The following is a 17,435-nucleotide window of genomic DNA, read 5'->3' on the forward strand; positions in this document are numbered from 1 at the left end:
GGCAGGAAAAGGATAAATTGATGGACAGGATGAAGGGCAAGATTGCGCTGATCTCGGGATCGGCGACCGGGCTGGGCGCGGCGCAGGCGATCCGCTTCGCGCAGGAAGGCGCGCAGGTGATGATCGCGGACATCGACGCCGATTTGGCCAAGGAAACCGTGGCCGAAATCGAAAACGCCGGCGGGTCGGTCGCGTTTGTCCGGCTTGACGCCACGGATGCCGCCAGCTGGCAGGCGGCCGTGGCCGCGACGGTGGATCGCTTCGGCGGCCTTACCACCCTGTGCAATAATGTCGGGGTGACGCCGCTTTCCTCGATCGAGGCGCAGTCGATCGAGGGCTGGAACAAGGTGATCGCCATCAACCAGACCAGCGTGTTCCTGGGCATGCAGGCCGCACGCGCGCCCCTCGTCGCGGCGGGGAGCAGCGCGGTAGTGAATATCGGATCGTTGACGGCGCTGCGCGGCATGCCCGGCACTTTGGGCTACACCGCGACGAAGGGCGCGATCAGCGCCATGACCCGCGTCGCTGCGATGGAATGGGTGGGCGATGGCGTGCGCGTCAACACCATCATTCCCGGCCCCATGCGTACGCGCACGCAAGCTGGCATTACCCAAGAGCAGGAAAGGCTGCAACGCGCCCGCATTCCCATGGGAGATCTTGGCTTGCCGATCGACATCGCCAATGGCGCCCTGTTCCTTGCGTCCGATGAGGCACGCTACATCACCGGCACCGAACTGGTGATCGACGGGGGCTGGGCGGCGTCTGCCTGACCTGATCCAACACCTGCCTGAAATGCATATGCCCGTTCGGGGCGCGAACCGAGAGGAATGACGGAAATGGCTATCGATCCCACCGAAGCAGCAATCGCCGCGCTTGCCGAAATCGATCATGATGGGCCGATCTATATGCTCAACCTGCTGCGCTTTCGCGAAGGCGGCATGGATGAATATGAAGATTATGTGCGTCATTGCCGCCTGCACGGCCCGCGTCACGGTGCGGAATTCATGTATCTTGGCAAGGGCGGCCATGTGCTGGTTGGGGAAGAAGGTCAGACATGGGACGCGGTCTGGCTGGTCCGTTATCCCAGCAAGGCGGGCTTCTTCGCCATTTTGCACGACCCTGATTTCAAGTCAGGCTTCCACCTGCGCAGCGATACGCTGGTCGAAGCGGTGCTTCAGGTCACGACCCCTTGGGAAATCTGATCCCCTCAAAGCATGGATGACGGAGGGATGACGGTGCAAGTTACACCTTTCAAGATAGCGGTGCCCGACACGGTGCTGGACGATCTGGGGCAGCGGCTGGAACGGACCCGCTTCGCGGCGGACTTTGCCAACGACGACTGGCGATACGGTTTCAATGGCGATTATCTGCGGGAACTGGTCGAATATTGGCGCACCGACTATGACTGGCGCGCGCAGGAAGCAGCCATCAATGCTTGGCCGCATTTCAAGACGGAAATCGACGGCATCCCGATCCACTTCATCCATGTGAAGGGGAAGGGGCCGAACCCTACGCCACTGATCCTCAGCCATGGCTGGCCTTGGACCTTCTGGGACTATCGCGACATGATCGGCCCGCTGTCCGATCCCGCGGCCTATGGCGGTGATGCGGCCGATGCGTTCGACCTGGTGATCCCGTCCCTGCCGGGATATGTTTTTTCCACGCCGCTGGACAAGACCGGGGTCAATTTCTGGAACACGGCCGACCTCTGGGTCAAGCTGATGGCCGGCCTTGGCTATGACCGTTTCGCCGCGCATGGCGAGGACTGGGGCGCGTTCCTGACCGCGCAGCTTGGGCATAAATATCCCGACAAGCTGATCGGCGTGCATTTCACCACCATGTTCCCGCTCGACATGTTCGGCGGCGGCCAGGTCGAACCCTTGTGGGGAGAGGGCGAGGAAAGTTGGGAGCAGAAGAATGCCGACTTCTTCCTGCATGAATCGGGCTATTTCCAGATCCAGACGACGAAACCGCAAACACTGAGTTACGCGATGCAGGATTCCCCTGCGGGACTGTGCGCATGGCTGGTGGAAAAACGCCGTACCTGGGGCCACACGCGTGGCGATGTGGAAAGCCGCTTTTCCAAGGACGACATGCTGACGACGGTGATGCTCTACTGGATCACCGACTGCTTCGGCACGTCGGCGCGCTATTATTACGAGGCGGCCCACAATCTGTGGCAGCCTTCGCATGAAGGATTGCCGGTGGTGAAGGCGCCCACGGCCGTGGCTGCCTTTCTCAACGAACTGGTGCTACAGCCCAAGAGATGGGCGGAAAAATATTATAACCTTCAGCAATGGACGATCTACGACGATGGCGGTCATTTCGCCGCGTTCGAAGCACCCGACGCGGTGACGGACGACATTCGCCGTTTCTTCCGGTCGCTCAAGGGCTGACGTCGATCGCTGATCCGCGCCCGTTGTATCCGGCCCGCGCGGATCAGCCCAGCCTTCCGGCGCGCGCGGCCGTGACCAGCGCGTCGACCACAAAGCGGATTTTCGGCATCAACGTCCGCGCGGCGGGCCATACCGCATAGAGCGATCCGCGGGTTTGCGCGCCTTCCAGAACCGGCACCAGCTCGCCTGCCTCTATGCTCGGCCGCACCAGGGCTTCGGGCATGTGCAACAGGCCGCAACCTGCAATCGTCGCGGCCAACATGGCATCCCCATCGCCCATTTCGTGCGTGCTGGGCGGCAGGAAGCGAATGACCTCGCCCTGTTCCGTCATCAGCGACCATGTATGCGGATTGCCCGACCGGTGACTGACGACGCAATCATGATGCCGCAGATCGTCCACTGATGTAGGCGCTCCCCGCCGCGCAAGGTAATCCGGCGCTGCGCACAGGATCATTCGCTGTTCGATCAGCTTGCGGGAAATCAGTCCCGTCGCGCCTTGCAGTTCTCCAAACCGGATGACGAGATCGACGCCTTCCTCCACCGGGTTGATCAGCCAGTCCCGGAACGTCGTCGACAGGTGCAGCTCAGGATTGTCCTTCGCGATTTCCAGCAGAAGCGGCAGGACGATCTTGCGACCATACATGGCGGGCATATCGATCCTCAACCGGCCACGCGGTGCCACGCGCAGGGCCGACAGCGTCTTTTCGGCATCGGCTATTTCCTCCAGGGCAACCGAGCATCGCCCGAAGAAAGCCTCGCCATCGCTGGTGAGACTCAAGGATCGGGTGCTACGATGCAGCAGCGTGACGCCGAGCCGCTCTTCCAGCCGCTTGACGCTTTTGCCCACGGCCGACTTGGTCAGGCCCAACCGGTGGCCCGCCGCCGTGAAGCTGCGGGCGCGGGCCACCTCCACAAACACCGCTATGCCGCCCAGATCATCGCCTAAAGACATTGTGGAACCTGCTTCTACTCTCATCGGAACAATGCGCGATTGGCGCAACTGCTACGCCACAGTAACTTTCTGTCTAACAAAAGCCAGTTGTTCTTTTCGAGAAGAGCAGCGGACAGAGAGAGGTTTTCAATGTCTGAGCCAGAATTGCTTGCGGCCTATTTCACCCTTTCCGGCGACGTATATCCCTATGGTCCTAACCATATCAGCCCGTTTTCTTTCAAGGATCGTGTAGAGGCTGCTGCCAAGGCAGGCTATGCCGGCATCGGTTTCTTCACGGACGATGTCTATGCTGTGGCCGACAAGATCGGCTTCGCTGAAATGCGTAATATTCTGTCAATGAACGGCATTCGTCATGTCGAACTGGAGTTTCTGATCGACTGGTTCCTCGACGGGGAACGGCGCGCCTTCAGCGACCATGTCCGCAAGCTGATGCTGGATGCGGCCGAAGGTCTGGGCGCCCGTGCGATCAAGATCGGGCCCGGCGTTGGTGCGGACATCAACAATCCGACGGAAGCGGAATTGACGCCCGACATCCCGCTCATGCAGGACCAGTTCGCGCTTCTGTGCCAGGATGCGGCGAAAGTCGGCACGTCGATCGCGATGGAACTGATGCCCTTCGGTAATGTCCGCACGGTTGATGTCGGCCTTGCGGTCGTGGAGGGCGCTGATCAGCCCAATGGCGGGCTGGACATCGACGTGTGGCACGTCACGCGCGGTGGCAATGACTATTCGGAAATCGCGAAGATACCCGCGCGCTACATGGTGTGCGTCGAACTGAACGATGCCATGCACGAAGTGCAGGAAACGCTGTGGACCGACACCGCGCATCATCGCCAGCTTTGCGGCGAGGGTGAATGGGATCTGCCCTCCTTCGTGGAAAACGTCCGCAAGACCGGCTTCGAAGGGCCCTGGGGCGTCGAGATCATCTCCCAGGTTCATCGCAAGCGTCCGCTGGAGGAAGCGGCCCGCCTGTCGTTCCAGACGGCGCGGGCGCAGCTGGGCAGCTGATCGTCGACGGGAAAGGGCGCGCTTCGGCGCGCCCACGGAGACCGGACATGCAGGATTTTACCTATAACGGCATTGCCACAAGGGTCGTTTTCGGCAGCGGCGCCAAAGTGGGGCTGGGCACGGAAATCGATCGGCTCGGCTGTCGCCGCGCGCTGATCCTTTCGACGCCTGAACAGGCTGGACAGGCCGCACAGCTGGCGGAATCGCTCGAAGGCCGGTCTGTGGCGCTTTTCTCACGGGCCACGATGCACACGCCCGTTGCGGTCACCGACGACGCGATGACGGTCGTGACCGCGAATGCGGTGGACCTGATCGTGTCCATCGGGGGTGGCTCCACGATCGGGCTCGGCAAGGCGATTGCCCTGCGTACCGACCTGCCGCAGATCGTCTTGCCGACGACCTATGCCGGATCGGAAATGACGTCGATCATCGGGCAGACCGAAAATGGCCGCAAGACGACGCAGGTGACGCCCAAGGTGCAGCCCGAGGTGGTCATCTACGACGTCGATCTGACCATGAGCCTTCCGGCGGGCCTGTCCGGCACGTCGGGCATCAATGCGCTCGCCCATGCCGTGGAGGCGCTTTATGCGCGTGATCGCAATCCGGTAATCGACCTGATGGCACAGGAAGCGGTGCGCGCTATGGCGCAATCCCTGCCGCGTATCGCGCAGGATCCGACAGACCGCGACGCCCGTGCCCAGGCCCTCTATGGGGCATGGCTGTGCGGCATATGCCTGGGGTCTACCGGCGTCGCCTTGCACCACAAACTTTGTCATGTCGTGGGTGGCACGTTCGATCTGCCGCATGCCGAAACGCACACCATCATTCTGCCCCATGCTCTGGCCTACAACGCGCCTGCCGTTCCTGACGCCATGGCCAAGCTGTCCGCCGCTCTCGGCCAGGATGATGCGCCGCTGGCGCTCTGGAATCTGGCATCGGCGGTCGGTGCCCCGCGCGCCTTGAGAGACCTTGGCCTGTCGCGGGAGGATGCGGCCCGTGTGCCCTGGCTGGCTCTGGAAAACCCCTACTGGAACCCGCGACCCCTGGAAGAATCCGGGCTGGACGGGTTGATGGCGCGGGCATGGGCCGGGGATCCGCCGGGTCAGGAATAACGATAGGCCGGAGAGGCAATATGCTGGAAGTAAATGAAAAAACTGTCACGGATGCGGTGCTGGAATCGCTGAAGGATACGCCGGACGATCGTTTGATGACGATCATGACAGCCCTGATCAAGCATCTTCATGGCTTTGTGCGGGACATCGAACCAACCGAAGCGGAATGGATGCAGGCGATCGAATTTCTCACTGCCACCGGCCAGATGTGCTCGAACATCCGGCAGGAATATATCTTACTGTCCGACACGCTGGGCGTCACCACGTTGGTCGATGCGATCAACCATCGTTATCCTTCGGGAGCAACCTCCAATTCCGTGCTTGGCCCCTTCTTTTTCGAAGGGCGTGAGACCATGGAAAATGGCGCGGACATCGGTGGAAAGGCGATCGGCCTGCCGCTCTATTTCCAGGGTCAGGTTCAGGATGTCGACGGTAATCCCGTCGCCGATGCGCAGGTCGACATATGGCATTCGGACGCGGACGGCCATTATGACATGATGCTGCCTGGGTTTGAGGCGGGCGAGACCGCAATGCGCGCCATGTTGCGGACTGAGGCGGACGGCAGCTTCTGGTTTCGTTCCATCATGCCCACATCCTATCCCATCCCCGATGACGGCCCGGTGGGGGCGATGATGCGTGCAACGCGCCGGTCCAACATGCGGCCGGGCCATGTTCATTTCGTTATCAACGCGCCGGGGTACGAGCGGCTGACGACCATGGTTTTCGTGGACGGAGACGATCATCTGTCTGCCGATCCGGTCTTCGGGGTGAAGGCCGAACTGATACAGGATTTCGTCCATTGCGATTCCGGGACTCTGCCCGACGGCAGCCGCAGCGCCACGCCCTTCGCGCAGAGCGGTTTCACATTCACCATGGCGCCCGTCCAAAAGGCGAAGGGCTGACCGGCAGGCGAGATATGCGGGGTCGGCAACAGCCGACCCATCACTGATGGAGTGGAAAAGGTGAAAGGCATGACGCAAAATCTGGCCGTTCTGCAATCCACGGTGGACGGCAGCCGGTCAAATGATCCGACCGCTCGTGTCGTCCGCATGCCGCATTTCATGAAACGCAAGATGACGGACGTGTTTTACGAGGTCGAACAGGTCAATAGCGCCGATTTCGGCGGCGTGTTTCTGTGTTCCGAACTCGGTGAGGCGGACATTGTCTATTCGTCGAGTTGGGGCAGCCCGGCACGGATCGCCCGGACGGAATATGCCATCCGCAATTCACCGGCGAACGTGATCCTGCTGGTGCTGGGGGTTTCCGGCAATGCCGAACTCAGCCAGAGCGGCCGCACGACCATGTTGTCTCGTGGGTCGCTGGCCATCGTCGATAGCAGCAAACCCTATGAAATTTCGGTGCCTAAGGGCTGGAAGGCGATCTGGCTGAAAGTGCCGCGCGCAATGATGGAATCCCGGCTGTTCACCTATGCCGACTGGCTGGGCCGCAGCCTGGATACGCGCGAAGGACTGGCCTACGCCGCCAGTTGCATGATCCACGCCTGCCTCCATGCCAGCAAGATGGTGGAAGGATCACAGTCCCGCTTTCTCGCCGCGCAAGTGCTCGACCTTGCCTGCACCGCCTTCGCCAATGCCGACGATAGCGTCGGTGCGGGATCGCAGGGGCGCAGCCGCCATACGGAAGGCATCTTCAACCGGGTGGATCGCTTCATCGAAGGGAATATCCAGAACCCCCATCTCGGTCCCGCGCTGATTTCTCGTGCCTGCGGCGTGAGCGAACGCTATTTGCGCCAGTTGTTCGCCAGTCGTGGTACGACGATGACGACGCTGATCCGGTCCAAGCGATTGGAAGAATGTCGCCGATTGCTGAATGGATATGGCCGTTGCGTGCCGTCAGTAACCGAAGTGGCGTTCAGCCTCGGGTTCGAAAATATCAGCAGTTTCAACCGGGCGTTCAAAGCGCATTTCGGAATGACGCCGCGGCAGGTGCGGTCTCAAAACGCCTACACCGGCTGACCGACGCTTTCGGGTTTCGAGGCCGGACGCAGCGGCGGATCGGCTGGACGGGATAGGCGCTGGCTGGCCAAGGCGGGGTGGGGTGCCCGGTTCAGGAGTGTCATCGGCCCCTGAAAATAAGCGCATCGGCCTGCACACGAGCAGGCCGATGATCAAACCCGTTCGACGGCGAGGGCGAGGCCCATGCCAACCCCAATACAGAGCGTCGCCAGGCCCCTTTTGCCGCCGGTGCGTTCCAATTGGTGGACCAGGGTCAGGGCAAGACGCGCACCTGACATGCCGAGCGGATGACCCAGCGCAATGGCGCCCCCGTTCGGATTCACGTGCGGTGCATCGTCGGCCAGGCCCAGGCCGCGCATCACCGCAAGCGCTTGGCTGGCAAAGGCTTCGTTCAGTTCCAGCGCATCGAAATCGCCGATGGACAGGCCCAGTCGGGCGAGCAGTTTTTGCGTCGCGGGCAGCGGCCCTATCCCCATGACGCGCGGCTCCACGCCAGCAGAAGCCATGCCCAGGATGCGGGCGCGCGGGACAAGTCCGTGTGTTCTGACGGCTGCTTGGCTGGCGATGATGATCGCGGCCGCGCCGTCATTGATGCCTGACGCATTGCCGGCCGTTACCGTGCTGTCCGGCCCAAACAGCGGTTTCAGCTTCGCCAGCGTCTCGATCGTCGTATCCGCACGCGGATGCTCGTCCAGGCCGAACTCGCGCGTCTCGCCACGCTTGCCGGCGGGCACGGCGACCGGAACGATCTCCTCGGCGAAGAAGCCATTTGCCTGAGCGGCTGCGGCGCGTTGCTGGCTGCGCAGCGCGAATGCGTCCTGATCGGCGCGGCTGACGCCATGGTCTCGCGCGACATTCTCGCCGGTGCGGGGCATCGTCTCCGTGCCGTACAGGGCATCCAGGGCCGGGTTGACGAAGCGCCAACCCATCGTCGTATCTTCGATCTTCTGTTTGCGATCATGTGCACCGTCGGCTTTGCCCAGCACATATGGCGCACGCGTCATGCTTTCGATGCCGCCAGCGATGGCAAGGTCCATTTCGCCCGCACCGATCGCGCGCGCCGCCGCGCCGACGGCTTCAAGCCCCGACGCGCATAAGCGGTTGAGCGTGACGCCGGGCACCGAGCAGGGCAGGCCGGCCAGCAGAAGGCTCATGCGTGCGACGTTGCGATTGTCCTCGCCGGATTGGTTCGCGCAACCGTAAAAGACTTCATCGATCGCGGCGGGATCAAGCCCGGAATTGCGGTTGATAAGAGATTTGATCGGAAGCGCGCCGAGATCGTCGGCACGGACACCGGCAAGCGCGCCGCCATAGCGGCCGATCGGCGTGCGAACCGCGTCGCAAATGAAGGCAGCTGTCATCACCTCATCCTTCCTGTCCGACGGGGTCGCTTCCGCCGCTTGATTGCACCGCCACCCCGGTCAGATCGCGCAATTCGTCGATCGACAGGCCATCGACCATCTCGATCACCCGGGCGCCCTCGGGCCCGAGATCGAACACGGCAAGGTCGGTGTAGATGCGCGATACGCAGCGCAACCCCGTTATCGGATAGGTGCACGCATCCACCAGCTTGCTTGCGCCCTGCTTGGTCAGGAGGTCCATCATGACGAAGGTGCGCTTGGCGCCGATGGCCAGATCCATCGCACCCCCCACGGCCGGGATCGCATCGGGCTCGCCCGTGTGCCAGTTGGCAAGGTCGCCATGCACCGACACCTGAAAGGCGCCAAGAACGCAAATGTCGAGGTGCCCACCGCGCATCATCGCGAAACTGTCGGCGTGATGAAAGAAGCAGCCGCCCGTGAGCAACGTGACGGGCTGCTTGCCGGCGTTGATCAGTTCCCAGTCTTCTTCGCCCGGTGCCGGGGCCGGCCCCGTGCCCAGCAGTCCGTTCTCGCTTTGCAGAAAAATGTCGCGGTCCTGCGGCAGATAATTCGCCACCTTGGTCGGCATGCCGATACCCAGGTTTACATAGGCGCCTTCAGGAATATCGCGAGCGACGCGGGCCGCCATCTGGTCGTGGGTCAGTCGGTGCATCATATGCTCCCCTCTCAGGCCGCCTGCGCCTGGCCGGTGCCGGAGCCGACCTGGACGATGCGCTGAACGAAGATGCCCGGGCTTACGACCGCTTCCGGGTCCAGCCTGCCTAATTCCACGACTTCGTTCACCTGCGCGATGGTCGTGGTCGCCGCCATCGCCATGATCGGCCCGAAATTGCGCGCGGTCTTCCGATAGATCAGATTGCCCCACCGATCGCCCTTATGCGCCTTGATAAGGGCGAAATCGGCCTTGATTGGATATTCCAGGACATATTGCCTGCCATCGATCTCGCGTGTTTCCTTCCTGTCGGCGAGAAGCGTGCCATATCCGGTAGGCGTGAAGATGGCCCCAAGTCCGGCCCCGGCCGCCTGGATGCGCGCCGCCAGATTGCCTTGAGGAACCAGTTCGAGGTCTATCCGCCCGTCGCGATAGGCTGCCTCGAAATGATGCGCGTCGGCTTGCCGAGGGAAAGAGCAGATGATCTTTCGCACGCGCCCAGCCTTGATGAGCGCAGCGACACCGGTTTCGCCGTTGCCGGCATTGTTGTTGATGATCGTAAGGTCGCGGACACCTCGATCGATGAGCGCGTCGATCAACTGGTCCGGCATCCCCGCCGTCCCGAAACCACCGATCATGACCGATGCGCCGGATTGAATATCCGAAACCGCCTCTGTGGCGGACGCGACTTCCTTGTCGATCACGGCACGTCCTTCCTGTCGTCACCTTGCGCCAACCAATCGACGGCTCCGATATTGCCGTCAACCGATAAACGAACTATTGTGCGATTATCGGACGACGCAAAGCAGCGAGGAGACTGAAGGGTGAAGGATCCGGACTTTATGGAATCGCTCGCCAGAGGGTTGGCCGTGATGCGCTGCTTTGCTGACAGTCAACAGCCGATGACCATTGGAAAGGCCAGTCAGGAAACGGGTCTCAGCCGCGCATCCGTACGGCGGTGCCTCCATACCCTGGCGCAACTGGGATATGCCGCGCAGGACGGGGCGAATTACAGTCTGCGCCCCAAGACCCTGGCCTTGGGTTATGCCTATCTCTCTTCGACCACGCTGGTATCGAAGGCGCAGCCGATCCTGGATGAACTGCGCGACGCGCTTCAGGAATCCTGTTCGCTCGGCGTGCTTGAGGAGGACGAGGTCTATTATGTGGCCCGAGCCGAAGCGTCCCGGATCATCTCGATTGCCCTGCGCGCTGGTAGCCGTTTGCCACTTTACGCGACGTCGATGGGGCGCGTGTTGCTCGCGGCCATGTCGCCCGACGATCGACGCAGCTATTTCCGCAAGACAAGGCTTCTCCCGCTCACCCCCCACACCATCACCGATGTCGCGCGGCTGGAAGATGTGATCCAGCAGGTGGCCGAAGAAGGTTTCGCATTGGTCGATCAGGAGTTGGAGATAAACCTGCGATCCATTGCCGTTCCGGTCATCGGACGCAAAGGCGTCGTTGCAGCCATCAACATCGGGACGCAAGTCAGCCGCGTCACTATACCTCTGCTACGGACGCGCTTTTTGCCCAAGCTGAAACAAGCTGCGCGCAATATCTCTGCCATGGAGCGACATGTGTAAGGGCACCCGCCATCCGCCAGCAAGCAGGTGGCGCATCGCGATCATGCCAGATTTTGCCGAACGGACCCGGCCCGGCGCGCGATCCATCCCTCTCGATTGCCTTGCCAACCCACCGGAGATCAGGTGGCGCATTTGCATGCCGGTCGACTTGGAAACCAAGACGACGGGAGACGACGGTGCTGATCCGCACCAAGGCGCTGATATGTGGTGAGCCCTGCTGGATTCGAACCAGCGACCTACTGATTAAAAGTTATAGGCAGGGGTGTTCCGCAACGTCCAGCGCTATCCCATAACGCTTGCATTTCTGCCATTTCTATGTCCTGTATCATCCCGTGACATACGGGGGTATCCGGGCCAAACTGTTACCTAAGGTAACAGGCCGGACGACCCACTGAGCGGAGAACAGTGATGCAGGCCATCGTTTTGACCGACGCGAAAATTCAGGGGATGAAGCCGCCCGCGTCGGGGCAGGCGGAAGTGAGCGACGGCAAGGTTCCGGGCCTGCGCCTGCGGATTGGCACATCGGGCGCAAAGACATTCATTGTTCGCAAGCGGATCGGCGGGCGCATCCGCAATATCACCATTGGGCGCTATGGCCCCCGTTTCGGCCTTGCCGAGGCGCGCAAGAAGGCGCGCACGGTGCTGAACGACATAGAGGCGGGCCAAGACCCTACAACGACGCTGGCAACGCCCAGGCGGGGCGGGAAGGGGGCTGAGACCGTGCGGGGCATGTGGCCGGCCTACAAGGCTGCCAAGGCCAACCTGCGATCCATCGGTGAGGTTGAGCGCATATTCGACAAATATATTCTGCCGACAATCGGCGACCGCATGGCGGACGCGATCACGCGGGGCGACGTGACCCGGTTGATTGACGACATTGCGGCCGACGCGCCCGTCATGGCCCGCGCCGTCCACAGCCAGCTATCGGCCTTCTATTCTTGGGCGCTGCCCCGGCTGGACCGCTTGCCGTCAAACCCCTGCCGCGACGCCGGCCGGCCCGGCAAGCCAAAGTCCCGGGACCGCGTTCTTAGCGCGGAGGAATTGCGGGCGCTCTGGCAAGTGGCAGATGCACAGCCGTCACCATGGGGACCAAGCATCAAGCTGCTGATCCTGACCGGCGCACGACGCTCCGAAGTTTTTGAAGCGGAATGGTCCGAGTTCGACATCAAGGGGAAAGTCTGGACCATCCCCGCCGATCGGGCGAAGAACGGCCAGCCGCACGCGATCCCGCTGTCGCGCGACGCAATCGAGGTGGTGAAGGCCGTTCCGAAGATCGCGGGGAGCGACAAGCTATTCCCTGCGTCGGGCAACCCTGACAATGCTGCATCCGGCATCTCAAAGGCGGTGAATCGGCTGCGCGCGGCGGTGGCGGTGAAACTCAAGCGGGAGGTGGCCGACTGGTCCCTGCACGACATCCGGCGATCGGTGGCGACGAACATGCAGCGGCTGGGCATCCGCCTGGAGGTGACGGAAGCCGTCCTGAATCATGTGTCGGGATCGCGCGCCGGGATCGTAGGCGTTTACCAGCGCCACGACTTCGCGGCTGAAAAGCGGCACGCGCTGGATAAGTGGGCCGGCGAGCTGGCGGACATCGTGAAGGGCAAGGTCCGCGGTAATGTGGTGGCGCTCCATGGGTAATTATGACCCCACGCAATACGAAACCTGGCCTCAGGAACAGAAGGACTTCGCCGGGAAAGTGGCGGACGGCCTCGCGAATGGCGACATGAAGCCGCTCGCGGCATATATTCGAGCGGGCCATTACCTTGAGCCCGCCTTGGCTGCTGAAATAGCAGATATGCTTGACAGCAACGAAGGTTATACCCCGTTTCGCCTTCAAGCCATCGGCCGTTCAAATCGGCCAGGTGGATGGAAACAATGGTCCGAGCAGCATCATCGAATGGAAGTAATGGGGATTTGGGTTGAGCGGGAAATTAGGCGATCCCCCCGAGGGGCCTACGCTGGCATCATTGAGGACGCCTGTGAAATTTTCCAAGTCGGCAAAACGTCGGTCACCAAAGCACATAAGCTCATCCGTGAACAGCTCGATAGTGCCACATCAGCTCCGGGTTTCGACCTCTTCGCGCATCTAATTAATCTCTACTCCACAGAGTTGCCGAACTCTGCGGAGTAACCATTTGCTGACAATCCCATAGTCGTGCGTAAATTGCCGAGCCATCCCACGATGTTGGAGATGGTCAATGCAGAATTTGATAAGGCTTCCTGAGGTAATCCGCCGCACCGGTAAATCGCGAAGCCGCATCTATGAAGACATGGCACGGGGAGAGTTTCCCCTGCCGGTCAAGATAGGCGTCCGCGCCATTGCGTGGCCCGTTCACGACATTGATATGTGGATTGCCAGCCGCATAGCCGCGCGAGAGGCGGCGTAAGGCCATGAAGCGAAACGCCCCCGCCCGTAAGGGCGAAGGCGTCGAATGTCAGCCGGGCAGCGACATTGACGCACATAGCACGATCCCGCTTCAGGTCCAATACCTTGCGGCCCGTCTCTCCCTTCCGGCCAACAGGGCAGCGCTCATTGCGCCGCTCGCCTTCGGGGGTGGCAATGCCTGACACCATCGTCATGAGCGAATGCGTCTTCGGCGGGCGCTATGTCGTCACGTTCGAGCCGCGCAGCATCGCCTGGCCCTCGCTGGAGTTTCGTGCCTATCCCGACGCTTTGGCCTGCGCGCGTGCACGAAGCGCGGCACATGGCTGGCCGATCATCGACAAGGTGCAGGCCGCCCATGGGTAAGGTCATCCGCTTTCCCGTTGAGCGCACCCGGCCTCATGTCTCGCTGTCGTGGGATTGGGCGTTTGACGAATATCGCATCCAAGCACACGGCACTACCCTGCCGCTGTCGGATACCATCGAATATTGCGATTATCACGATGAGGCGTGGGACCGGTTCATTAGCATGGGAAATAGGCTGGGGTTGCCCTTGGTGAGCTGCCTCCCGGAAGGGAGGGTTGCATGACCCTCGCGCAGGACATCACCCGCCACTTCAAGGGCGAATGGCACGGCTCCTATGGATCGCTCCCGGCTCCCGGTCACAGCGCAGATGATCGCGGGGTGACGGTGAAGGATACCGATGGCGGGCGCGATGTTGTTTTCCACAGCTTCAACAATGCCGACTGGCGCGAACTGAAAGATGAGTGTCGGCGCGTCGGCCTATTGCCGGAGCGCGAGCGCGCGAACGACAACGTCTCTGCACCCCGCGAGACGGGCCACTATGAATATGCCGATGCCGATGGTGCGGTCCTCTATCGCACCGTCCGTATAGAGCAGGCTGGCAAGCGGAAGCGGTTCCAAGCGCAGCGGCCGAATGGTCGTGGCGGCTGGATCAACGGCATGGGTGATGCTCGCCGTGTCATCTACCGCCTGCCTGAAATCATAGCCACCAAGGCCGACCAGCCGGTCTATCTAGTCGAAGGCGAGCGGAAGGCTGACAAGCTGGCATCGTGGGGCTTCACGGCGACGGCAGTAGCGTTCGGTGCCAAGGGCTGGCGCAGAGACTATGCCGACGCCCTGGAGGGGCGCACGGTCATCATCCTGCCCGACAATGATGACGAGGGGCGGGGCTTTGCCGATCGAGCCGCAAAAGACTTGGCCGGCGCGGGATGCACGGCTCATGTCCTCAATCTTCCTGGCCTGCCGCCCAAGGGCGACATCATCGACTGGAGAGGCACGGCAGACGATTTGCGGGCGCTGGTCGAGCAGCAGCTAAACCCGCCCGCCGTCACCTTCCCGCTGGCCGATTTGGCGCTATGGGACACTATCCCCGCGACGCCCAAGGGCTTCATCATGCCCGGCTTCATCCCTGCCGATGAGGTAACGCTTGCGACCGGCGCGGGCGGCGGCAACAAGTCCACATTCGGGCAGCAGCTCGCCACATGCTGCGCCGCTGGCGTCCCGATGTTGGGGCAAGAGGTCCGCCAGTGCGCCACGCTCTACATCACGGCAGAAGATGACGACGACCGCCTTCATTGGATGCAGCAACATATCTGCCGCGCCTTGGGCGTGCGGATGGCCGACCTAACCGGGAAGCTGCACCTTGCCAGCCTTCGCGGGCGTCTGGGCAATGCGCTGGCGACTTTCGACGCGGAGGGGCGCTTGCGACCAGCGCCGGCCTTCAACGTGCTAAGGGCCACGATCGAGGCGGCAGGCGCTAAGCTGATCGTGCTCGACAATGCCGCGCACCTGTTCGCCGGCAACGAGAATGACCGGCAGCAGGTAACGGCATTCGTCAACCTGCTATACAGTCTGTGCCGCGACCTTGGCGCGTCGATCATCCTTGTCGCTCATACGAACAAGGCAGGCGACACCTATAGCGGCTCGACGGCCTGGCTTAATGCTGTCCGCTCACAAATCGTTCTCCAGCGGCCCGAGGGCAGCATTGACCCGGATGAGCGCGTCCTTACGCTGGGCAAGGCGAACTACGCGCGGCAGGGGCAAGAAATCCGCTTCCGCTGGCATGACTTCGCATTGGTGCGCGATGATGATCTTCCCGCTGACACACGGGCTGAGATCGCCGCGACCATTCAGGCCAATTATGACAACGACCTATTCCTGAATTGTCTCGACGTGCGGAATGGGCAGGAGCGCGCCGTTTCGGAAAATGGGGCGTCGGCCAAGACATATGCCCCCAAGGTGTTTGCGGACATGCCGGAGTCGAAGGGCGTCGGCATCAAGCGCCTCGAGGCTGCAATGGATCGCCTTTTCCGCATCGGTGAGATCGAGCGCGGGTTCCTGTGGAGGGAGGATCGCAAGGATAAATTCGGGTTGCGCCGAGCTTGCGCCGACCCCGCGCAGAGTGCGCCGACCCCCCGCGCTGACCCCGCGCCGACACGGTGCGCTGACCCCGCGCCAACGCCGCGCCAACCCCGCGCGCACACACACCCTATATATAAATATATACCGGGCGCGGCCCACGGGGCCGCCGCGCCCTCCCAAGAAAAGAATGGGGCGGCCATAGCGCGCCCGATCTTCCCGGCCCCGCATGATGACGATGGCCTGGACGCGGACGGCAATGTCATAGGCTGGAGCGACCGGCCATGACACGGCGCAAATCATGGGACCATGGCGGCAAGAGCGCAGCCGAGCGCGGCTATGGTCGCGAGCATCAACGCATACGCGAGCAACTCAAGCGCGAGGTTATCCTTTGCGAAGAGTGCACCCGCAATGGGCGCACGACCATAGGCTGCATCGCAGATCATATCATCCCGCTCGCCAAGGGAGGCAGCGGGGATCGGTCGAACTATCAGTGGTTATGCCGCGACTGCGCCGACGCGAAGGACGCGGCCGACCGAGGCGTGAGGTTCAAGCCGCGCATTGCTCTTGATGGATGGCCCGAATGACCGGGGCGGGGGGGGGCGTTCGGATATCTACAGACCTGCGCCCCCCGTACCGGAGTGGGCCCATTCTTAGCATGAACGGTGCCCCGAACAGTTCCGCGCGTGAAAGGATCGACATGAAACCTAAGTCCAACCTACCCCAACCCCCCGATCACCTGACCGCCGAGGCGCGGGAATGGTGGGCGGCGGTGGTGAAAGAGTTTTCCCTTGAGCCGCATCACCTGCGCCTGCTGCGCGCCGCCTGTGAGGCATGGGATCGGATGCAGCAGGCCCGCCAAGCGCTCAAGGACCATGGCGGCCTGACCTTCACCGACGAGCGGGGCGTTATCCGTGCACACCCTTGCGTCGCGATGGAGCGGGATGCCCGAACGGCCTTTGCCCGGCTGGTCCGCGAGCTGGACCTTGACGGGGGAGCGCCGAGTGAAGCGCCGCGCCCGCCTGCCCTTCAATCCAACCGGAGAAACCCACATGCCGATTAAGCGCCGGAAGGCGAAAGCAAACCCGCACGCGATCACGCCCGCCGTGGTGGCGGCATACATCGCTGGAGACCGGGAAGCGCTGCACCACGCGCTCAACCTGCGCCCTTGGACCGATTCACCGCTGGACGCCAAGGGCGATTGCCCATGGCCCGAAAACACGGCCGGGGCGGCGACCTGGCCGCTTGCGGTGCGCCTGAGAAACGAAATCGAGGAGGAACTACACCATGCCCATTAAGCGACGCCGCGACAAAAGCCGCACCCTGACCAGCGGACACCTTGAAGATTTGCTTTATGGGCCGGGGACGTGCCTTTTCAATGGCGAGGGCTATCTAGGCCCGTATGGCGATGGCTTCTGGCGCGACAAGTCGGAAGCGGTGCAGATGGCCGTCCTTGCCGAGATGGCGGACGATTGGGAGCGCCATAGCGCGCAGGTATTGGCGGCGTGGGACCAGCGCAGCGAGCATGAAATCCAGTGCGCCCGCGCGCATCACGGCGACCCGAAAGAGCCATGGGCGCTGCGCGAGTTCGGGACCATTGACTGCTAAG

Annotated in this window: 23 protein-coding genes; 19 read left to right on the forward strand and 4 right to left on the reverse strand. The window is 62.1% G+C overall.

What is annotated here, in order from left to right; translation table 11 throughout:
• The first annotated feature begins 20 nt into the window (after window positions 1–20).
• From ACETPF_RS17125 to ACETPF_RS17135, 3 genes are all read left to right on the forward strand, one after another.
• Window positions 21–770, forward strand: a complete 750-nt coding sequence (locus ACETPF_RS17125) for an SDR family NAD(P)-dependent oxidoreductase (protein WP_373935773.1) — start codon at window positions 21–23, stop codon at window positions 768–770.
• A 66-nt stretch (window positions 771–836) separates the two neighbouring features.
• Window positions 837–1,202, forward strand: coding sequence for a DUF1330 domain-containing protein (locus tag ACETPF_RS17130; RefSeq protein ID WP_373935774.1), 366 nt, complete (start codon window positions 837–839; stop codon window positions 1,200–1,202).
• A gap of 33 nt (window positions 1,203–1,235) precedes the next feature.
• On the forward strand, window positions 1,236–2,396 hold the full coding sequence (locus ACETPF_RS17135) for an epoxide hydrolase family protein (RefSeq protein WP_373935775.1): 1,161 nt from the start codon (window positions 1,236–1,238) through the stop codon (window positions 2,394–2,396).
• A 43-nt stretch (window positions 2,397–2,439) separates the two neighbouring features.
• Here the strand turns inward: ACETPF_RS17135 and ACETPF_RS17140 are convergent, their stop codons facing one another.
• A complete protein-coding gene (locus tag ACETPF_RS17140; RefSeq protein ID WP_373935777.1) occupies window positions 2,440–3,348 on the reverse strand; it encodes a LysR family transcriptional regulator in 909 nt (302 codons plus the stop codon).
• A 129-nt stretch (window positions 3,349–3,477) separates the two neighbouring features.
• Here ACETPF_RS17140 and ACETPF_RS17145 point away from each other — a divergent pair, with 129 nt between their 5' ends.
• From ACETPF_RS17145 to ACETPF_RS17160, 4 genes are all read left to right on the forward strand, one after another.
• Window positions 3,478–4,356: a sugar phosphate isomerase/epimerase family protein gene (locus ACETPF_RS17145; protein ID WP_373935778.1), complete on the forward strand. Its 879-nt coding sequence runs from the start codon at window positions 3,478–3,480 to the stop codon at window positions 4,354–4,356.
• Between the two features lie 47 nt (window positions 4,357–4,403).
• Window positions 4,404–5,468, forward strand: a complete 1,065-nt coding sequence (locus tag ACETPF_RS17150) for a maleylacetate reductase (RefSeq protein ID WP_373935780.1) — start codon at window positions 4,404–4,406, stop codon at window positions 5,466–5,468.
• 20 nt (window positions 5,469–5,488) lie between these two features.
• On the forward strand, window positions 5,489–6,370 hold the full coding sequence (locus tag ACETPF_RS17155) for a dioxygenase family protein (protein WP_373935781.1): 882 nt from the start codon (window positions 5,489–5,491) through the stop codon (window positions 6,368–6,370).
• A gap of 69 nt (window positions 6,371–6,439) precedes the next feature.
• On the forward strand, window positions 6,440–7,444 hold the full coding sequence (locus ACETPF_RS17160) for a helix-turn-helix domain-containing protein (RefSeq protein WP_373935783.1): 1,005 nt from the start codon (window positions 6,440–6,442) through the stop codon (window positions 7,442–7,444).
• A gap of 152 nt (window positions 7,445–7,596) precedes the next feature.
• On the opposite strand, the gene pcaF is transcribed toward ACETPF_RS17160, so the two are convergent.
• Genes pcaF through ACETPF_RS17175 form a run of 3 tightly spaced genes read right to left on the reverse strand, consistent with a single transcriptional unit; the run spans window position 7,597 to window position 10,182 of the window.
• On the reverse strand, window positions 7,597–8,805 hold the full coding sequence (gene pcaF, locus ACETPF_RS17165; RefSeq protein WP_373935784.1) for a 3-oxoadipyl-CoA thiolase: 1,209 nt from the start codon (window positions 8,803–8,805) through the stop codon (window positions 7,597–7,599).
• A gap of 4 nt (window positions 8,806–8,809) precedes the next feature.
• Window positions 8,810–9,478 (reverse strand): 3-oxoacid CoA-transferase subunit B, encoded by a 669-nt coding sequence (locus ACETPF_RS17170; protein ID WP_373935785.1) that lies wholly within the window; start codon window positions 9,476–9,478, stop codon window positions 8,810–8,812.
• A 14-nt stretch (window positions 9,479–9,492) separates the two neighbouring features.
• Window positions 9,493–10,182, reverse strand: a complete 690-nt coding sequence (locus tag ACETPF_RS17175) for a 3-oxoacid CoA-transferase subunit A (protein ID WP_483475729.1) — start codon at window positions 10,180–10,182, stop codon at window positions 9,493–9,495.
• 120 nt (window positions 10,183–10,302) lie between these two features.
• Between ACETPF_RS17175 and ACETPF_RS17180 the strand changes: the two genes are divergently transcribed.
• The 12 genes from ACETPF_RS17180 to ACETPF_RS17235 all read left to right on the forward strand — a co-directional run bounded on the left by ACETPF_RS17180 (window position 10,303) and on the right by ACETPF_RS17235 (window position 17,434).
• Window positions 10,303–11,061: an IclR family transcriptional regulator domain-containing protein gene (locus ACETPF_RS17180; RefSeq protein WP_373935786.1), complete on the forward strand. Its 759-nt coding sequence runs from the start codon at window positions 10,303–10,305 to the stop codon at window positions 11,059–11,061.
• A gap of 408 nt (window positions 11,062–11,469) precedes the next feature.
• A complete protein-coding gene (locus ACETPF_RS17185; RefSeq protein ID WP_373935787.1) occupies window positions 11,470–12,699 on the forward strand; it encodes a tyrosine-type recombinase/integrase in 1,230 nt (409 codons plus the stop codon).
• Window positions 12,692–13,192 (forward strand): hypothetical protein, encoded by a 501-nt coding sequence (locus tag ACETPF_RS17190; RefSeq protein ID WP_373935788.1) that lies wholly within the window; start codon window positions 12,692–12,694, stop codon window positions 13,190–13,192. Before ACETPF_RS17185 ends, ACETPF_RS17190 begins: the two co-directional genes overlap by 8 nt.
• A 67-nt stretch (window positions 13,193–13,259) precedes the next feature.
• On the forward strand, window positions 13,260–13,448 hold the full coding sequence (locus ACETPF_RS17195; RefSeq protein WP_373935789.1) for a helix-turn-helix transcriptional regulator: 189 nt from the start codon (window positions 13,260–13,262) through the stop codon (window positions 13,446–13,448).
• Between the two features lie 4 nt (window positions 13,449–13,452).
• Entirely contained in the window at window positions 13,453–13,629 is a 177-nt protein-coding gene (locus ACETPF_RS17200; RefSeq protein ID WP_373935791.1) for a hypothetical protein, read from the forward strand.
• Window positions 13,622–13,810 (forward strand): hypothetical protein, encoded by a 189-nt coding sequence (locus tag ACETPF_RS17205; RefSeq protein WP_373935792.1) that lies wholly within the window; start codon window positions 13,622–13,624, stop codon window positions 13,808–13,810. The genes ACETPF_RS17200 and ACETPF_RS17205 overlap by 8 nt, the downstream gene beginning before the upstream one ends.
• Window positions 13,803–14,033 (forward strand): hypothetical protein, encoded by a 231-nt coding sequence (locus ACETPF_RS17210; RefSeq protein ID WP_373935793.1) that lies wholly within the window; start codon window positions 13,803–13,805, stop codon window positions 14,031–14,033. Before ACETPF_RS17205 ends, ACETPF_RS17210 begins: the two co-directional genes overlap by 8 nt.
• Window positions 14,030–16,114: an AAA family ATPase gene (locus tag ACETPF_RS17215; protein WP_373935794.1), complete on the forward strand. Its 2,085-nt coding sequence runs from the start codon at window positions 14,030–14,032 to the stop codon at window positions 16,112–16,114. Before ACETPF_RS17210 ends, ACETPF_RS17215 begins: the two co-directional genes overlap by 4 nt.
• Window positions 16,111–16,413 (forward strand): HNH endonuclease, encoded by a 303-nt coding sequence (locus ACETPF_RS17220; protein WP_373935795.1) that lies wholly within the window; start codon window positions 16,111–16,113, stop codon window positions 16,411–16,413. The genes ACETPF_RS17215 and ACETPF_RS17220 overlap by 4 nt, the downstream gene beginning before the upstream one ends.
• Before the next feature lie 113 nt (window positions 16,414–16,526).
• Complete coding sequence (locus ACETPF_RS17225) at window positions 16,527–16,889, forward strand: P27 family phage terminase small subunit (protein WP_373935796.1); 363 nt, start codon at window positions 16,527–16,529, stop codon at window positions 16,887–16,889.
• Window positions 16,879–17,124, forward strand: a complete 246-nt coding sequence (locus ACETPF_RS17230) for a hypothetical protein (protein ID WP_373935798.1) — start codon at window positions 16,879–16,881, stop codon at window positions 17,122–17,124. The genes ACETPF_RS17225 and ACETPF_RS17230 overlap by 11 nt, the downstream gene beginning before the upstream one ends.
• Window positions 17,114–17,434 (forward strand): hypothetical protein, encoded by a 321-nt coding sequence (locus ACETPF_RS17235; RefSeq protein WP_373935799.1) that lies wholly within the window; start codon window positions 17,114–17,116, stop codon window positions 17,432–17,434. Before ACETPF_RS17230 ends, ACETPF_RS17235 begins: the two co-directional genes overlap by 11 nt.
• Window position 17,435 lies beyond the last annotated feature (1 nt).

The organism is Sphingobium agrisoli (assembly GCF_041877245.1).
In the GTDB taxonomy this organism is placed as follows: Bacteria; Pseudomonadota; Alphaproteobacteria; order Sphingomonadales; family Sphingomonadaceae; genus Sphingobium.